The 18,115-nt window shown below is 52.4% G+C and carries 14 protein-coding genes; 7 read left to right on the forward strand and 7 right to left on the reverse strand.

The features are described 5' to 3' along the window. Positions 1 to 19: 19 nt before the first annotated feature. Both DEV76_RS02355 and DEV76_RS02360 read right to left on the reverse strand, forming a co-directional pair. Positions 20 to 451 carry a DUF2059 domain-containing protein gene (locus tag DEV76_RS02355; protein ID WP_109694703.1) on the reverse strand — a complete coding sequence of 144 codons (432 nt, stop codon included), beginning with the start codon at positions 449 to 451 and terminating at the stop codon, positions 20 to 22. A gap of 87 nt (positions 452 to 538) precedes the next feature. After that, positions 539 to 2,845 (reverse strand): NADP-dependent malic enzyme, encoded by a 2,307-nt coding sequence (locus tag DEV76_RS02360; RefSeq protein ID WP_109694705.1) that lies wholly within the window; start codon positions 2,843 to 2,845, stop codon positions 539 to 541. 115 nt (positions 2,846 to 2,960) lie between these two features. On the opposite strand from DEV76_RS02360, the gene DEV76_RS02365 reads away from it, so the two are divergent. Then, complete coding sequence (locus DEV76_RS02365) at positions 2,961 to 3,410, forward strand: DUF4293 domain-containing protein (RefSeq protein ID WP_109694707.1); 450 nt, start codon at positions 2,961 to 2,963, stop codon at positions 3,408 to 3,410. Between the two features lie 302 nt (positions 3,411 to 3,712). On the opposite strand, the gene uvrA is transcribed toward DEV76_RS02365, so the two are convergent. Next, the gene (gene uvrA / locus DEV76_RS02370; RefSeq protein ID WP_232826854.1) at positions 3,713 to 6,538 is read right to left on the reverse strand and encodes an excinuclease ABC subunit UvrA; all 2,826 of its coding nucleotides are present in this window, start codon (positions 6,536 to 6,538) and stop codon (positions 3,713 to 3,715) included. Between the two features lie 198 nt (positions 6,539 to 6,736). Here uvrA and DEV76_RS02375 point away from each other — a divergent pair, with 198 nt between their 5' ends. Beyond that, the gene (locus DEV76_RS02375) at positions 6,737 to 7,318 is read left to right on the forward strand and encodes an RNA polymerase sigma factor (RefSeq protein ID WP_198651916.1); all 582 of its coding nucleotides are present in this window, start codon (positions 6,737 to 6,739) and stop codon (positions 7,316 to 7,318) included. Between the two features lie 58 nt (positions 7,319 to 7,376). On the opposite strand, the gene DEV76_RS02380 is transcribed toward DEV76_RS02375, so the two are convergent. Then, positions 7,377 to 8,276, reverse strand: coding sequence for a DMT family transporter (locus tag DEV76_RS02380; RefSeq protein ID WP_109694713.1), 900 nt, complete (start codon positions 8,274 to 8,276; stop codon positions 7,377 to 7,379). Between the two features lie 74 nt (positions 8,277 to 8,350). Then, a complete protein-coding gene (locus tag DEV76_RS02385; protein WP_109694715.1) occupies positions 8,351 to 9,550 on the reverse strand; it encodes an acetyl-CoA C-acyltransferase in 1,200 nt (399 codons plus the stop codon). Between the two features lie 106 nt (positions 9,551 to 9,656). Here DEV76_RS02385 and rlmN point away from each other — a divergent pair, with 106 nt between their 5' ends. The 4 genes from rlmN (at position 9,657) to DEV76_RS02405 (ending at position 14,771) form a co-directional block, all read left to right on the forward strand. Beyond that, positions 9,657 to 10,697: a 23S rRNA (adenine(2503)-C(2))-methyltransferase RlmN gene (rlmN, locus tag DEV76_RS02390; protein ID WP_109694717.1), complete on the forward strand. Its 1,041-nt coding sequence runs from the start codon at positions 9,657 to 9,659 to the stop codon at positions 10,695 to 10,697. 35 nt (positions 10,698 to 10,732) lie between these two features. Continuing rightward, positions 10,733 to 12,352: a pseudouridine synthase gene (locus DEV76_RS26150; protein ID WP_109694719.1), complete on the forward strand. Its 1,620-nt coding sequence runs from the start codon at positions 10,733 to 10,735 to the stop codon at positions 12,350 to 12,352. A gap of 12 nt (positions 12,353 to 12,364) precedes the next feature. Continuing rightward, the gene (locus tag DEV76_RS02400; RefSeq protein WP_109694721.1) at positions 12,365 to 13,099 is read left to right on the forward strand and encodes an RluA family pseudouridine synthase; all 735 of its coding nucleotides are present in this window, start codon (positions 12,365 to 12,367) and stop codon (positions 13,097 to 13,099) included. 94 nt (positions 13,100 to 13,193) lie between these two features. After that, positions 13,194 to 14,771, forward strand: a complete 1,578-nt coding sequence (locus DEV76_RS02405; protein ID WP_109694723.1) for a S41 family peptidase — start codon at positions 13,194 to 13,196, stop codon at positions 14,769 to 14,771. A 267-nt stretch (positions 14,772 to 15,038) separates the two neighbouring features. Here DEV76_RS02405 and DEV76_RS02410 read toward each other — a convergent pair whose 3' ends face one another. Both DEV76_RS02410 and DEV76_RS02420 read right to left on the reverse strand, forming a co-directional pair. Further along, positions 15,039 to 15,674, reverse strand: coding sequence for a peroxiredoxin (locus tag DEV76_RS02410; protein WP_109694725.1), 636 nt, complete (start codon positions 15,672 to 15,674; stop codon positions 15,039 to 15,041). Between the two features lie 709 nt (positions 15,675 to 16,383). Continuing rightward, positions 16,384 to 16,971 (reverse strand): hypothetical protein, encoded by a 588-nt coding sequence (locus DEV76_RS02420; protein ID WP_157962677.1) that lies wholly within the window; start codon positions 16,969 to 16,971, stop codon positions 16,384 to 16,386. A gap of 97 nt (positions 16,972 to 17,068) precedes the next feature. Between DEV76_RS02420 and DEV76_RS02425 the strand changes: the two genes are divergently transcribed. Continuing rightward, on the forward strand, positions 17,069 to 18,073 hold the full coding sequence (locus DEV76_RS02425; protein WP_157962678.1) for a helix-turn-helix transcriptional regulator: 1,005 nt from the start codon (positions 17,069 to 17,071) through the stop codon (positions 18,071 to 18,073). Positions 18,074 to 18,115: the final 42 nt, after the last annotated feature.

The following is an 18,115-nucleotide window of genomic DNA, read 5'->3' on the forward strand; positions in this document are numbered from 1 at the left end:
ATTATCCGGTTTTGCGGGCCTATTTCGATGCGGCCTCTATGTCTTTCTGGATTTTAGCGGCAATATGCTCGCCCCAGATTTTGCCTGCGGCCTGCGATTCGCTGGTGAACAGGGGCAGTTTTTCCACCATCTTTTTGCCGGCGGGCGACTTATAGAAATCAATCATCCCGTCTACTTCTGTTTCGGAGAAATGGCGTTCGTAAATGGGAACGAGGAGGTTGGTGAGGTCTTTTTCATTGTAATAGCCGGCGATGCGGGTCCAGACGGCGGTATCCACGGAAGGGTAAGCTTTCTGATATTGCACCAGCATCTGTTTTACCGCGCTCATACCTGCCCGGGAAGCGCCATTGAGGCTGATGAGGATACGGATCTTAATCGTTTTGGCGGATTCCTGTGCGGAGGCGCTAAAGGCAGCAGCCACGAACATCAGTATGAACAGTAATTTCTTCATATCAGCAATACCGGTAATGATTCGGGTGTAAGGTAAGAAGACGAAAAGTAAAATAAAAAAAGCGGACCGATTGGCCCGCTTTCGCTTTTATTTCTTCTTACCTTTTTTATCGTCTTCCATTTTGCAGCACTTCGTTTGTGCGTCTACCACTGCGATCAGCACCATGTTCACGATCTGCCTCACGGTAGAGCCCAGCTGAAGGATGTGCACCGGTTTCTTCATACCCAGCAGGATAGGCCCGATGGCATCGAAGCCGGCTACGCCCTGCAGCAGGTTGTACGCCACGTTACCCGCTGCCAGGTTGGGGAAGATGAGGGTATTCACATCTTCACCGATCAGTTCGGAGAAGGGGTAATTTTCTTTCAGTACGCTTTTGTTGAAAGCCATAGCCGCCTGGATCTCACCATCTACGGTAAGCGTCGGTTCCCGTTGCTTCACGATCTCCCGCGCACGGCTCATCAGAATTGCTTCCGGGGTTTGGCTGGAGCCGAAGTTGGAATACGACACCATCGCAATACGCGGAGTGATGTTGAACTGCTTCACTTCCTTGGCTACCATCAGCGTGATCTCCGCCAGCTCTTCTGCTGTGGGATTTAAGTTCACCGTAGTATCCGCGAGGAAAATAGGGCCGCGCTTGGTTTGGATGATATACATACCTGCCACACGCTTCACACCATCTTCCATACCTATCACCTGCAGGGCAGGGCGGATGGTATCGGGATATTTACGGGTAAGGCCGGAAATGAGTGCATCTGCTTCACCGGTTTCCACCATCATACAACCGAAGTAGTTACGCTCGCGCATGATCTTCTTTGCTTCATAAAGGTTGAGGCCTTTACGCTGCCGTTTTTTGAAGAAAAGCTCACCGAAGTGATGACGCTTATCTGCCATCTCATCGCTCTTCGGGTCTACGATGATCACATCATCGATCTCGATGGAGTTTTCTTCCATGAGCTGACGGATGCGCTTTTCGTTACCCAGCAGTATGGGAATGGCGATATTCTCGTCATTCACTACCTGTGCCGATTTCAGGATCTTGATATTATCTGCTTCCGCAAACACTACACGGCGGGGGTCTTTCCTTGCTTTGGAACCGATTACGCGGAACAGCTGGTTATCGAGGCCGAGGCGGTTATTCAGTTCTACGCCGTAGGCTTCCCAGTCGGTAATACCGGCCTGTGCCACGCCGCTTTCCATGGCAGCTTTCGCCACTGCGGGGGCTACAGTGCTGAGCAGCCGCGGGTCCAGGGGTTTGGGAATGATATAGGTGGGGCCGAATACGAGGTTGCGCTCGTTGTAGGCCAGGTTTACGATATCGGGAACTGGTGATTTGGCGAGGTCAGCCAAAGCATGTACCGCAGCCAGTTTCATGGCTTCATTGATCTGCGTGGCGCGCACGTCCAGCGCACCGCGGAAGATGTAGGGGAAGCCCAGTACGTTGTTTACCTGGTTGGGATAGTCGGACCGGCCGGTGGCCATGATCACATCTTTCCTTGCACCGATAGCTACTTCGTAGGCGATCTCCGGATCGGGGTTAGCCATGGCGAAAACGATGGGGTTCTTGGCCATGCTTTTCACCATATCCTCGGTTACCACATTGCCCACGCTGAGGCCTACAAACACGTCTGCCCCCTTGAGGGCTTCTGTGAGGGTGGTGGCTTTGGAGCTGGTGGCAAATACCTGTTTCATTTCGTCGAGGTCTACCCTTTGCTTGTTGAGCACCCCGTCTTTATCGAACATGATGAAGTTCTCGGGCTTTGCACCAAGGGATACGTACAGGCGTACGCAGGCCATGGCGGCGGCGCCTGCGCCGTTCACCACAAACTTCACTTTATCGATTTTCTTCCGTACGAGTTCAAGTGCATTGAGCAGGGCGGCGCTGGAGATGATAGCGGTACCGTGCTGATCGTCGTGCATGATGGGGATCTTCAGTTCCTTTTTCAGGCGGTCTTCGATGGCGAAGCACTCGGGGCTTTTGATATCTTCGAGGTTGATGCCTCCGAAGGTGGGCTCCATGGCTTTTACCACGCGTACGAATTCGTCTACATCCTTGGTATTGAGTTCTATGTCAAAAACGTCGATATCGGCGAATATTTTGAAGAGTACCCCTTTCCCTTCCATCACGGGTTTACCGGCTTCGGGGCCGATATCGCCGAGGCCGAGCACTGCGGTACCGTTACTGATAACGGCTACGAGGTTGCCTTTGGCGGTGTATTTGTAAACATTCTCCACGTCTCTCGCGATCTCTTTGCAAGGCTCCGCAACGCCAGGGGAATAGGCGAGCGAAAGATCCCATTGTGTCTTGGTGTCTTTGGTCGGGATGACTTCGATTTTGCCAGGCCGCCCTTTTTCATGGTAATCGAGCGCGTCCTGTTTGTTCAGTTTCTTGGCCATATAAGATTGTAATTGGGGCTGCAATATACGGACTTCGCGCCGAACGGGCTTGAAATGCCTCCCCATTGTTGGTTAAAATTGCTTACTTTTACCCTGTTAAACATTCGTATTTAATATGATACAACGCATACAAAGCCTTTATCTCCTCCTCGCCGCCCTGGCCGGCGTCGCTGTTGCCCGCTTCGATCTCTGGAAAGCAACCTACACGAAAGGGAACGTTGCCGGTGTGGATACGTTTAACGCTACATCGAACTACATGGTGTTCATTGTGCTGATCATAGGCATCCTCCTTTCTGTTGGCTGTATTTTTCTCTATAAGAACCGCCAGCTGCAGTTCCGCCTTACTGTCGTGAACATCCTCCTTTCCATAGGCATCCTCGCGCTTATCTATCTCAAAATACAGGAAAGTGCCCAGAAACTGAGCGCCGAAGGGGCAGTGAGCCTCCGCGGCTCTTACCTCATCCCGGCATTCCTGCCCGTGGTCATGATCGTACTCCTGTTCCTGGCCGCCCGTGGGATCTATAAAGACCAGAAACTCATCAAATCGCTGGACCGCCTCCGCTGATCCTGCCCCTTATGATATTGTGCCCCGGCTTATAAACCGGGGCTTTTTTATGCGTCAATATACCATCAGAACCGCCGCTTTACCGCTGTGAAAGGGCATTTCAGAAGTCATTCTTTTTCAATCAGTTACCGGCCATCCTTCAGTGATCCTTCGGTCAACCTTCGGTGAAGCCCCTATTTTACTGAAGATGACCGAAGGATCACCGAAGGATGACTGAAGGATGAATATCCCAATTTCGGTACGATATTAACGCAAAAGGCCGGCTGAGTATTCAACCGGCCTTTTCACGAATATGATATTGCTTACAGGAACTTCCCTGTGTAGCTTTCTTTAACTTTCTTCAGTCCGTCGGGAACTCCGGCATAGAGGAGTGTTCCTCCGCCTTCGCCGCCTTCGGGGCCAAGGTCTATCACCCAGTCGGCCGAACGGATTACGTCGAGGTTATGCTCGATCACCAGCACGGTATGCCCCTGATCAATCAGCGCGTTGAAAGAATCCAGCAGCTTTTTGATATCATGGAAGTGGAGGCCGGTGGTAGGCTCATCGAAGATGAACAGGATGTGGCCCTGCGCTTTCCCCTTGCCGAGGAAAGATGCCAGCTTCACACGCTGCGCCTCACCACCAGATAATGTATCGCTGGACTGGCCGAGCTTCACGTATCCCAATCCCACATCGCTGAGCGGCTTGATCTTGGCGATCACGTCTTTCTCATCGCGGAAGAATTCGATGGCTTCGTCTACACCCAGTTCGAGGATATCGAAAATGTTTTTGCCTTTGTATTGAACTTCGAGTACTTCGTCTTTAAAACGTTTACCACCGCAGGTTTCGCAGGTGAGGTGAACATCTGCGAGGAACTGCATTTCTACAATCACTTCGCCTTCGCCTTTACAGGTATCGCAGCGGCCGCCGTCTACGTTAAACGAGAAATGTTTGGGCTGGAAGCCGCGCATTTTGCTCAGCGGTTGTTTTGCAAAGAGGTCGCGGATTTCGTCGTATGCTTTGATGTAGGTTACGGGGTTGGAACGGCTGGATTTACCGATGGGGTTCTGGTCCACCATCTCGATCTGCGTGATGTAATCCAGGTCTCCCTTCATGACGCGATGCTGGCCCACACGGTCGGTGAACTCTCCTTTCAGCTTCATAAGCGCCGGGTAGAGTATCTGCTTCACCAGCGTGGTTTTACCTGAGCCGGAAACGCCGCTCACTACGGTAAACACGCCGAGGGGAAACTCCGCATCCACGTTCTTCAGGTTATTCTGCCGGCATCCTTCCAGTACAATGGAACGCTTCCACTTCCTGACATTTGCGGGAGGCTCAATGCGGTATTGTCCGCTGAGGTATTTACCGGTAAGACTGTTATCGTCTTTCAGAATGGCGGGATAGGTGCCTTCGAAGATGACTTCTCCACCGAGATGGCTGGCCAGCGGCCCCATGTCGATGATGTAATCGGCTTTCTCCATCATCTGCTCATCGTGTTCTACCACCACCACGGTATTTCCGAGATCTCTCAGTTCGTGCAGCACACGGATGAGCCGGTGGGTATCACGGGCATGCAGTCCAATGCTGGGCTCGTCGAGGATATAAAGGGAATTGGTGAGGTTACTGCCGAGGGTACGGGTGAGCTGGATACGCTGGCTTTCACCGCCGGACAGGGTGTTGGCCACGCGGTTCAGCGTGAGGTAGCCAAGGCCTACATCCAGGAGGGTTTTGAGGCGGTGGTTGATCTCTATGAGGATCCTTTTGGCTACCTGCTGCTGGTATTCGCTAAGTTCGAGGTTATCGAACCATACTTTCAGTTTTTCCACGGGCATATCCACCAGCTCGGAGATGCCTGCGCCCGCTACTTTCACGTAGGTGGCTTCCTTGCGGAGGCGGGCGCCATGGCAGGTGGGGCAAATGGTGCGGCCGCGGTAACGGGCCTGCATTACGCGGTATTGTACTTTGTAGAGGTTCTGCTCTACCATTTTGAAGAACTCGTTGATACCGTAGAAGTGCTCGTTGCCGGTCCACAGCAGCTCCACCTGTTCATCCGTTAAATCGGATACCGGTTTATGAACCGGGAAGTTGAACTTGCGGGCGGCTTTGATGAGCGCTTCCTTATACTCGCCCATCTTCTCTCCTCTCCACGGAGCCACGGCGCCTTCGAAAACGCTGAGGCGTTTGTCGGGGATCACGAGGTCGCGGTCGATACCCAGTACCTGGCCGAAGCCTTCGCAGGAGGGGCATGCGCCGAAGGGGTTGTTGAAGGAAAAGAGGTTGGGAACGGGTTCTTCGAACTGGATGCCATCCAGCTCGAAGCGGTTGGAGAAAACGGGCCCCAGCTTACCGTCTACTTCCAGGGTACAGTCGCCTTCGCTTTCATAGAAAGAGGTCTGAACGGAGTCGGCGATGCGGTGCTTATCGTCTTCTTCGAAATTCTTCACCACGATACGGTCGATGAGCACGTATGTTTCGGGGGCGATGGCAGGGGCTTTCTGTTCCAGGAGTTCTTCTATCCTGACGAGCGAGCCGCCGGTATAGAGCCTGGAGAAGCCTTTCTGCATGAGTATATTCAGTTCTTCCAGCGGCTTGCGGTTGGCATGCTGGCGGAAGGGTACCAGAATCTGAACTTTGGCTCCGTGCGGGAGTTTGGAGATGTAATCCACCACATCGGCCACTTCATGTTTCTTAACGAGTTGCCCTGATACGGGTGAAAAGGTTTGGCCGGCGCGGGAAAAGAGGAGACGCAGGTAGTCGTAGATCTCTGTCATGGAGCCTACGGTGGAGCGGGGGGTGCGGGTTACCACTTTTTGCTCGATGGCGATGGCGGGGCAGATGCCTTTGATGTAATCCACGTCGGGCTTGTTCATCCGCATGAGGAACTGGCGGGCATATGCACTGAGGCTTTCCGCGTAGCGGCGCTGGCCTTCGGCATAGAGGGTATCCATCGTCAGGCTCGACTTTCCCGAACCGCTTACGCCGGTTACTACCACGAGTTGGTTTCGTGGAATGGAAACGCTGACATTTTTGAGATTATGCACCCTCGCTCCTTTAATGTAGATATGATCAGGAGCTATAACTGGTTCACGTTCAACGGTTTTTTCCTTGGATTTTACTTTTGCGCACATAAGGATTACAAATGTACGCATTAACGGTTATTTTACAGGAAGCTTGTTGTTTTATTCAACTATTCCGTTATATTTGCATTGACCGACTTCTTATACCTGATAATCCCGGTTACAAATTCAATCACTTAAACAGTACATTATAGCTCAACTTTTACGCTACTAAACAACCTACTGACGATTAAGTCCGTACTATTTACTAACCGCTATTGGTAGACGTATATGCAAGTAATGTACAAGCTGAACGATGAGCAACTCATCACGCTGTTTAAAAAGGGCCATGCTTCCGCTCTGGAAGAGTTGGTTTACCGTCATAAGGACAAGCTTTTCACATCCATCGTATTGCTCGTTAAAGACACTTTCCTTGCTGAAGATATCTTTCAGGACACCTTCATCAAGATCATTGATACCATCCGTGCAGAGCGATATACTGAGAAAGGGAAGTTCTTACCCTGGGCCATGCGCATCGCGCACAACCTTTGTGTAGACCATTTCAGGAAAGTAAAACGTACCCCGGTTATCAAAACCGGCGACGATAAAGATATTTTCAATGTGCTGAACTTCAGCGAGCCCAGTGCCGAAGAGGCGATGATGACGCGGCAAAGCCACCACAACGTGCGCCGTATGCTCGACCTCCTGCCCGAAGAACAGCGCGAAGTAATTATCCTCCGCCATTATGCGGACCTCAGCTTCAAGGAGATAGCGGACCTCACCCAGGTGAGCATCAACACCGCCCTCGGCCGTATGCGGTACGGACTGATCAATCTCCGGAAGATGATGACGGAAAAACAGATTTGTTTGTAATGCCCTTTTTTTGCTTGCCATGAACGGGCGGTAAGATGTAAGTCTACCGCTCGTTTTTTTATTTCCCCTTCCTCCCGATCATCAATACCCCCGTAAGCACCAGCGCAGTACCCGCCAGCTGCTCCCAGGTTACCGGCTCTCCCAGAAAAATATACGCCTGCACAATTGTTGCCACCGGCCCGATACTCGTTACAATCGCCGTATTACCCGGCCCTATCTTCCGGATGCCTTCACTGGTAAGGAAAGTAGGAATAACGGTAGACACAATGGCCATCTGGAAGCACAGCCAGTAGGTTTCACCGCTGAAATGCCGTACCTCCGCCCCATGGGTCACGAAGTATTGCGCAAATATGCCGATGGAAGCAAAGCACAGCGCATAAGCCGTGAACTTCATGGAACCCACTTTCGGGATCACCTCTCCTCCGCCTACGATGTAAAAAGCATAAGTTACCGCGCACCCCAGCACCAGCAAACACCCGGTAATCATACCCGGGTTCCAGTCCTGCCGCACGTCTCCTCCAAAAACCACCAGCATCCCGGCATAGGCGATACCCAGCGCAATTGCCTGCGTACGGGTAATCTTCCGTTTGAAGGCCATTGCCCCTATGAGCAGGGCGAAAGTGGGGTACAGGAAAAGGATGAGCCGCTCCAGGCCGGCAGAAATGTAGGCCAGGCCCATAAAATCGAGCAGGCTGCTGATATAATACCCCAGCAACCCCAGTGCCGCAACCCAGCCCCATTGCATGGGGGTCAGTTTCACATTGTCTGTACGCCGGTACAGGTACACGGCCGTAGCGATGTAAAACGGGAGGGCAAAAGCCATCCGCAGCGCCAGCATGGAAATGGCGTCGATGGCTTCCACACGGTAAATGAGCTTCACATAGATGGCCTTGGCACTGAACATCATGGCGCCGGTGAGGGCCATGGCATAGCCAAGGGCGTAATCAGACCTGTTCATGGTGTAAATAAAGGCCCTGCCGGATTGGAGCGCCGGCAGGACCGGGTATGGGGAGAAGCCCGGATGCTCCGGAGCTACACTTTTTCGTAAACAACAGCCGCACCCTGCCCTACGCCAACGCACATGGTAGCCAGGCCGTATTTAACACCGGCGCGGCGTTTCAGTTCGTGCATAAGGGTGGTGGTGATGCGGGCGCCGCTGCAACCCAGCGGATGGCCTATGGCGATGGAGCCACCGTTCAGGTTGATCTTAGCGGGGTCCAGCTTCAGCTCGCGGATGCAGGCGAGGGCCTGCGATGCGAAAGCCTCGTTCAGTTCAATGGCGTCGAGATCTCCGGCACGGATACCAGCGCGTTTGAGGGCTTTAACGGTAGCGGGTACGGGACCGATGCCCATAATGGCAGGGTCTACCCCGGCAACGGCCATCCCGCGGATCATGGCGATGGGTGTGAGGTTGAAGCGCTTCAGGGCTGCTTCCGACACGATCAGCACGGCCGAAGCGCCATCATTAATCCCGGAAGAGTTACCTGCCGTCACCGACCCGTCTTTAGCGAAGGCAGGGCGGAGGCCGGCCAGCTTTTCGAGAGTAGTTTCGCGGGGGTGTTCATCTTTCGAGAAAACCACCTGCTCTTCCTTGTTGGGCGTGATCTCCACAGGAATTATCTCTTCCTGCCAGATGCCCGACTGGAGGGCCTGTTTGTATTTGACCTGGCTGTTGAAGGCGAAAAGATCCTGATCTTCCCGGGAAATCTTCCATTCGCGGGCTACGTTTTCGGCGGTTTCCCCCATGGAGAAGGGGTAATACACGTCTGCCAGTTTCTTATTGGTGAAGCGCCAGCCGATGGTGGAGTCGTAGATTTCGGTTTTACGGCTAAAAGCCCCGTCGGCCTTAGGCATTACGAGGGGGGCGCGGGTCATGCTTTCAACGCCGCCGGCCATGTAAACGTCTCCTTCCCCAACCATAACAGCCCGGGCAGCGTCCATAATGGCCTGGAGGCCTGATGCACAGAGGCGGTTAACGGTGTTCCCGGCTACGGAAACGGGCATCCCGGCGAGGAGTACGGCCATCCGGGCTACGTCGCGATTATCTTCCCCGGCCTGATTGGCAGCCCCGGCGATCACGTCTTCCACTGCCGCGGGGTCGAGGGAAGGGTTCCGCGTCAGGAGCGAGCGCAGCATAAGGGCCAGGAGATCATCGGGCCGGATGGAGCTCAAAGCGCCACCATAGCGGCCTATAGGGCTCCGGACTGCGTCCGCGATATAAGCAGTTTGCATGGGTGAATGGTTAAGAATTGCGAATTTATGGCTTCCGGGCCGGATAACCAGCTACACAAACGAATCTACAATTCTCCAATCCGAAAATCGGATGTACCTTTGCGGGATGACGAGGAAGCAAAATATAAGGGAACTGACGCTCCCCCAGTTGAAAGAGGTATTTGGTGAGATGGGGGAAAAGGCGTTCCGTGCCCAGCAGGTCTATGAGTGGATCTGGGCCAAACAGGCACCTGGTTTCGACGCCATGACCAACCTGAGCAAAACACTCCGGGCCGCACTGGAAGAAAGATTCAGCTTCCCGTCTGTAAAAGTGGACGCCACCCAGATCAGTGAAGACGGTACCATCAAAAGCCGCTTCCGCCTGCACGACGGGTACCTCGTAGAGGGCGTTCTCATCCCCACTGCTAACCGGCAAACCGCCTGCGTAAGCTCCCAGGTAGGCTGCAGCCTCAGCTGCAAATTCTGCGCTACCGGGTTCATGGACCGTAAAAGAAACCTCAATTTTGATGAGATCTTCGACGAAGTAGCCCTCATCAACCAGCAATCCATAGAATCTTCCGGGAAAAAGCTCACCAATATCGTGTATATGGGCATGGGTGAACCCCTGCTTAACTATTCTAACGTATTGAAATCCATTGAGCGGATCACTTCGCCCGACGGGCTGGCCATGAGTCCTAAAAGGATCACGGTATCCACCGCCGGCGTTGCTAAAATGATCAAACAGCTGGGAGACGATAAAGTGCGTTTCAACCTCGCCCTTTCCCTCCACGCCGCCAACGATCTGAAGCGCAGTGAGATCATGCCGATCAACGATTCCAACAACCTGAAAGTGCTCGTGGAATCCCTCAACTACTTCTACAAAGCCACCGAAAACGAAATCAGCTTCGAATACATCCTCTTCAAAGATTTTAACGATTCGCTGAAAGATGCCGACGAACTGATCAAAATTTACCGGCAGGTGCCTGTAGACCTGGTGAATATCATCGAATACAACCCGATCGATCAAGCACAATTCCGCAAGCCTTCCGAAGAGAAAGTGGCCGCTTTCATGGAATACCTTGGCAAAAACCGTGTGAATGCCCGCCTCCGCAGAAGCCGTGGTAAGGATATTGACGCTGCCTGCGGACAACTGGCCAACAAAGCATAAACATACTGCAGGAATGCAGCAAACAATCATAACACATGAAACAAAGCAGACCGCCCCGTAAAGGCTTCTCCCCTTTCAAGGAAAACAAAAGCGGCAAAGCAGCACCCCGGTCCGGCGATTCCAGACCGGCAGGTAAAAGCTTCCGCGACAGGGACGACAAAGAAGGCAAACCCTTCGGCGACAAACCCAAAAGGACCTTCGGTGGCGATAAAGAAGGCAAACCCTTCGGCGATAAACCTAAACGCTCTTTCGGCGGCGACAAAGAAGGCAGATCCTTCGGCGATAAGCCCAAACGCACTTTCGGTGGCGATAAGGAAGGCAGATCCTTCGGAGACAAGCCCAAAAGAACTTTCGGAGGCGACAGAGACAACAAATCCTTTGGCGATAAGCCCAAACGCTCCTTCGGTGGCGACCGGGACGATAAGCCTTACGGAGATAAGCCCAAACGCTCCTTCGGTGGCGACCGGGACGATAAGCCTTACGGTGATAAACCCAAACGCACATACGGAGACAGGGAAGGTAAACCCTTCGGCGATAAGCCCTTCCGCCCCCGTGAAGAAGGAGACAAGCCTTTCCGTGCTAAAAAGGATGGTAAGCCATTCGATAAATCCGCCAAAACTGATGGCGACCGCGATCCCAGGATTAAAAAGGAACGCGAAGTAAAACCCGGCGATAAGCTGTTCCAGCACGCCTTCGCAGATGGAGCCCCCTTCAAGGAACTCCGCTCCCGCAAAAGCAAACCTAAAGACCCGAAAGATATTGTGGAAGACAAGTCGTTCGGCGAAATCCACGACGAGAAGTCTTACAAGGAACTTCGTGGCGATAAGCCCCGTCCGCGTAAAAGCGAGCGTAAGGCAGCCATTCACGGTTCCAAATCCAATAAACCCAAGAGTACCCGCAAGCGTATTGCAGTAGAGACTCCTTCAGCCGAACTGGAAGGCGGAGAAATGCCATTGAATAAATTCATCGCGCATTGCGGTATCTGCAGCCGCCGTAAGGCAGTAGATTATATCAAGGAAGGTAAAGTGACCGTGAACGGTGAAGTGATTGTGGAGCCTGCTTTCAAAGTAACCGGTAAAGAAGCCGTGAAACTGAACGATAAGCGCATCCACATCCAGAAAAACCTGGTGTATGTACTGCTGAATAAACCCAAAGGATACATCACTACCACTGATGATCCGGAAGGGCGCCAGACTGTAATGGAACTGGTGGAAGATGCAGCTGAAGAGCGCCTCTACCCTGTAGGCCGCCTCGACCGTAATACATCAGGCCTGCTGCTGCTTACCAACGATGGCGAGCTGGCACAGAAGCTGGCTCATCCCAAGCATAACATCAAGAAGATCTACCACGTAGAGCTGGATAAACCCCTTACTAAAGCAGACTTCGACCGCATCCTGGCGGGCCTGGAGCTGGAAGACGGATTTGCATCTGTAGACAGCCTGGCCTGGGTAGATACCAAAGACAGAGCGCAGATCGGAATCGAGATCCACAGCGGTAAAAACCGTATTGTACGCCGTATATTCGAACACCTCGATTACCGCGTGGAAAAACTGGATCGTGTAATGTATGCCGGCCTTACCAAAAAGAACCTCAACCGCGGCAAATGGCGCTTCCTCAGCGAGAAGGAAGTGATCCTGCTCAAACATTTCAAATAACGGCTGCGCAACATGCGAATTGAATCTCTCATTATATTCGAGAACGATGATTTTGTGGCGGTCAGCAAGCCTTCGGGCCTGCTGACCATCCCCGACCGGCACGATAATGAGCTGTTATCCCTTTCAGGCCTCCTGAAAAAGAAATACGGCCAGATCTTCACCGTGCACCGGATAGACCGGGATACCAGCGGCCTGGTGCTGTTTGCCAAACATGAAGCTTCCCATAAATATTTGTCCCAGCTATTCGAATCGAGAGATGTGGAGAAGTACTACATGGGTATTGTGAATGGTGAGCTGGCGCAGGAATCGGGGAGTGTGAACGCAGGGATTATGGAGCACCCGGTACAGCGCGGCAAAATGGTTACCAATGCCAAGGGCCGCCCTTCGCTGACGGATTATGAAGTGCAGGAAGCTTATACCCTGTACAGCCTTGTGAAATTCAGGATCCATACCGGCCGTACCCACCAGATCCGCGTGCATATGAAATCGCTCGGACACCCAATTGCAGTGGACGAACTGTATGGCACCGCCACCCCCATCCTTCTGTCTGCTATCAAAAAGAAGTTCAGGCTGGGCAAATTCACCGAAGAAGAGCGCCCCCTGCTCCAGCGCCTGGCACTCCATGCCTGGAAGCTGAAATTTACGGGTATGGACGGAGCGCCGGTAGAACTGGAAGCCCCCCTGCCGAAAGATTTCCAGGCTGTGCTGCAGCAATTGCGGAAACATAAGAAGCCGCAAGGCAACTAATACTTAGATTTTACCGTTTTACTTTACGTTAACACCCGGATGTGGCAACATTTGGGTGTTTTCACGTAAATTACTGTCAAACTGCTTTGTATATATGATTAAGCTCCGGATCGCAGCAGCCGCCCTTATTTGGATAGCGGCTTTTGCTGCCTGTAAGAAAAGCGGCAATCCTTCCCCATCCGATGGCAACCCCACGCCCACAACGGGTACCAGGTTGCAGCTAAGCCTCGATTCCCTGTACCTCTACGCAAAAGAAACCTACCTCTGGTACGATGCCATTCCTTCTTACGACGCCTTCAACCCACGGCAATATGCGGGAAATGATGAGTTTGGCAGTCTTACCAATGCCCTGTTCAAAATCACCCAGCTGAAAAACGACCCTGCTACAGGGAAGCCTTATGAATACTATATTCCCAACCCTTCCCACGCCAAATTCTCCTATGTGGAGAAAGGTAACCTCGCAAGAGGGATCAAAGCAGCGGTTAATCTGGAAGGTGATGGTAACGATCTTGGCCTGATACCCGTGGTAGTAACCTTCGGGGGCGATCCAAAGGCTTATCTGTATGTACGCAACGTGGAAAAAGGTTCTCCGGCAGACCTGGCGCGTATTACCCGCGGCAGCCTCATCACCAGGGTAAACGATGCTCCCGCTACCGCTACAGTGGCTGCGGCTACCGCGCTGATGAACAGCAGCGAGGCTAAACTTACTTTCCGCCGGCCTGATAACCCGGGTGTTGATATCACCGCTACCATTACCAAAACCACATATAAAAGCGACCCCGTAGTTACCTGGAAGGTATTCCCCGCCCAGAACGGGAATAAAACCGGTTACCTCGCCCTCGCCCATTTCACCCGCCAGAGCGTAGCCCAAACCTCTCTGAATACGGCATTTTCAGATTTCAATGCTGCAGGGGTGAACGCTGTGGTGGTAGACCTCCGTTACAATGGCGGCGGATATGTGTCTACGGCCGAATTCCTCATGAACCTGCTGGCTCCCTCCGCCCTGCAGGGAAAGGTGATGTACAAACAGGTGTATAACGAGCTGGTACGCAATGATAAAGCGCCCATCCTCAAAACTATCCCTTACCTGGATGCCAATTACAAGCAGGTGTACCAGAACGGGAAAGCACTTACCTACGCTGACCTTGATTTTACGGAAGCCGGCAATACGTTTCAATTTGAGAAAGCCGGTCCTTTAACCGGTGTTAAAAAGATCGTATTCATCGTGTCAGGCAGCTCGGCATCGGCCAGTGAGCTGACTGTCAACTCTTTAAAAGCATGGCCGGGTAATGTTACGGTACGCACCGTAGGCAGCAAAACCTATGGTAAACCGGTGGGCTTCTTTGCCATTGGGATTGATAAGTTTACGGTATATATGGCCCAGTTTTCCAGCAGGAATGCCCTCGGGCAGGGCGACTACTACGCCGGTATGACGCCTGATATTGCTGCGCAGGACAATGTGACCCGTGATTTCGGGGACCCGCAGGAAACCTGCCTGGAAGCAGCACTGGGTTTCATCAATTCAGGTGTTACGGGCGGGCGCACTTCCTCTGTACCCACACTTATGTCTAACGGCCGGGAGATGACCACTACCTCCATCCGTACACAAACCATTGAGCCTAATGATTTTAATGGGATGGTGGAAGACAGGCGCCGGGTACGCCAGCAGTAAAAAAAGACTTAATTGCGATATAATTTGGAGAGGTTGCCGGCAGGCAGCCTCTTTTTTTTGGGGGGTGGTGAGGCATAAAAAAAACGGGGAAAAATCCCCGTTTCGTAAAATCAAAAACCAACCATTAAAAAAAACAGTAAGGAGTAAGATACTTGCAACCATGTAAGTTGCGGGTTTCATCCTCCAATATTTTTACTTCCTTGCCGGAAGAGAATTGCTTTCGCAGGTTGAGACGGAAGCTCCGTTTCGCGGCAAAGATACGTCAGATTATTTATTAGGCTGCGGTGTAGTTCTCAGATAAGGCTTAATGATTTTATGGCCTTTCGGGAATTTAGCCGGGATGTCTTCCGTTTTCACGGCAGGCACCACAATCACATCTTCGCCATCTTTCCAGTCTGCCGGGGTAGCCACGCTATAGTTGGCCGTCAGCTGCAGGGAGTCGATTACGCGGAGCACTTCATGGAAGTTGCGGCCGGTAGAGGCGGGGTAAGTGATGGTCAGTTTTACTTTCTTATCGGGTCCGATCACGAAGAGGGAACGCACGGTGAAAGTTTCGGAAGCGTTGGGGTGGATCATACCGTAGAGGTTGGCCACCGTTTTATCTTCGTCGGCAATAATGGGGAAATCAACGTGGCAGTTCTGCGTTTCGTTGATATCTCCGATCCAGCTTTTATGTTTATCAAGCGGGTCTACGCTGAGTGCGAGCACTTTCACGTTACGCTTGGTGAACTCTCCGTTGAGAAGGGCAGTTTTACCGAGTTCGGTAGTGCAAACAGGGGTAAAATCTGCAGGGTGGGAGAAAAGGATGCCCCAGCTGTCGCCGAGATATTCGTAAAAGTTTATTTCTCCAATGGTGGTCTTTGCGGTGAAATTGGGAGCGGCGTCCCCTAATCTTAAACTCATATTTTTCCTCTTTAAGGAATTCAAAAATACCATTTTCCTACAATTTTTATAGACTTTAAGGAATTTTTTTTATGGTTTAATGAGATTTTAAGCAGGTGGCGGCCGGAACAGGCCTGGAGAACGAGCCTGTTCCGGTGAAAACGGCAGTGGAAGCCGCTGCCACCCACGGGAAAATGAGCGGGGAATAACAGGTATAGGGGTCAGGACGAGACCTTTGGCCGGGATAATTGTCTGGGTATATGCTTTGGGAATGTTTGGGGTAGTGCAGGTTATTTTGGGGGCATTTTGCCTCGCGGACGGCCCCGCATTAGAAAATGCGGGGGCCGCCGCCGGGTTAATCGCCCGGAAGGTTGGCTTACGGCTATTGGGGTTCAATAGCCCGCCTCCGGTGCTCACATCAGGCAAAACTGCGGCAGTAGCTAAATGCAGCGCCGCCGGGAGACAACAATGGATGAAGGGCTGTTCTTACAACAGTCCGCATCTGTGGGTTAACTCAGGCAACAGGCCTGTTTTCGGGTTAACAATAGGAGCGAAAGGCCGGATGGCCGGTGCTTTTCGCCGGTTTCGGGATAAACAGCCCGCGCTTTCCGCGGTACTTCGGGGTCACAATGGATGACCGAGGGTGGGTTTTCAAACGAACGGATAGCAGGGAAGATCAGGATCGCTGCGAATGACGGGGGGGACAGCGCCCTGTCTTCCCCAAAACTTCCTATTTATCTTCTGCAGCCTGGCGGTATGCGTAGTATGCCAGGGTGTATTTCATATCGTCTGCCAGATCGGCCTGTTTACGCGCAGAATCCTCATCGAATTCCAGTTCCAGGTAGCCCAGGTACAGCTCGTAGCTTTTGCCCAGTGCCTGCATGCAATGCTCTACGCCACGGGCGTAAGCTTCTGCAGGGGTTACAGGCTCGGCCTGGCGGATGTAATAACAGTCATCGTTCGTGTAATCTGCCCATTCGCCGCTGCTGAACTGCGGGCGCTCGAGGCGGAAAGCGATATTGTCGAACAATACGGCTTCGCCCAGCTGGGCTTCGAAATCAATGATCTCGGGAATTTGCTCCATATGCTCCAGCTTCTGAACAATGGCCATCTGCACCGCTTCACTCTTATCCTCGATAGCACGGAGCATGGTGTTCAGCACATCGTAATTGGTTACGAAGTCGCACTTCCGCCATCCTTCAGGCGTTTGCAAATACCCCCAGCAGGTGAGATAATGCGAGTCGTCCAGGATTATTTGTCCTACCTTAATGGCTGTGGCTTCCAGATGGGCTGCGGTTGTTACTGATTCCTTTCTCATAGTTTGGATATTGATAACAATACAAAAGTACCCGGGGCCTGCGCATGGGATATGCGTAGTGAAAATGTTTTATTTTTATCCCGAAAAATATCCGAACATGCCCAAGAACAAAGACGCCCTTTCCCGTTACCGCTGGCTCGACGAGCGCCTCCGCAACAAGCGCCTCCCCAAGCCCAGCCTCGAGAACCTCGTGGAATTCGTGTCGGAGAAAATGGACAAAACCATCGCTGTACGCACCATCCAGAAAGATATCGAGGACATGCGCAACGATCCCGAGCTGAATTACTTCGCTCCCATCGTTTACAACCGCAGCTCCCGCGTTTATCAATATGAAGACGAAAACTATTCCATAGGTAACAGTCCAATCGATGAAGCCGACCTCCAGGGCCTGGAGGTAGCTATCGGCATCCTCGAACAGTTCCGCAGCCTGCCCGTTATACAGCGCTTCGAAGATGCCATCCTGAAAATTGCCGCCAGTGTGAAAATGAACCGGCAGGACCTTGAAAACAAAGGGCTGGTGAAGTTCAGCCGCGGTGCCCAGTACAAAGGAGCCGAGCTGATTCCCGAGATCGTAGACGCCATCAAGAACCTCGAAGTGATCCGTATCGCCTACCAGACCTTCGACCGCACCGAGCCTAAAGAACATTGGGTGGAACCTTACCACCTCCGGGAATATAACCACCGCTTCTACCTCATCGGTAAAAGCCAGAAAGCCAAAGGCGGTACCGTGCTCACTTTCGCGCTCGACCGTATCGTGAAGCACTGGCCTACCAACGATAAGTTCGACGCCAAGAACTTCGACGACGCTGCCTATTTTAAAAACGCCATCGGTATAACCGTAGCGGAAGGCGAGCCGGAAGAGATCATTCTTTCTTATACGCCACTGCAGGGTAAATACGTGAAAACGCAGCCCATGCACGCTTCGCAGGAAATCATAACCGATAATGAAGAAGAGTGCAGGGTGCGCCTCCGGATAGTAGTAAACCATGAGCTGGTAATGCTCATCCTGAGCAGCGGCAGCCGTGTGAAAGTAATTGCACCGCAGCACCTGGCAGACAGGGTGAGGCGCGAGGCTACGGAGATGCTGGGCCGTTACCAGTAACGTATCCACATAAAAAAACCGCCCGGGGCTTTCGCTTCCGGG

Source organism: Chitinophaga deserti, assembly GCF_003149455.1.
Lineage (GTDB): Bacteria > Bacteroidota > Bacteroidia > Chitinophagales > Chitinophagaceae > Chitinophaga > Chitinophaga deserti.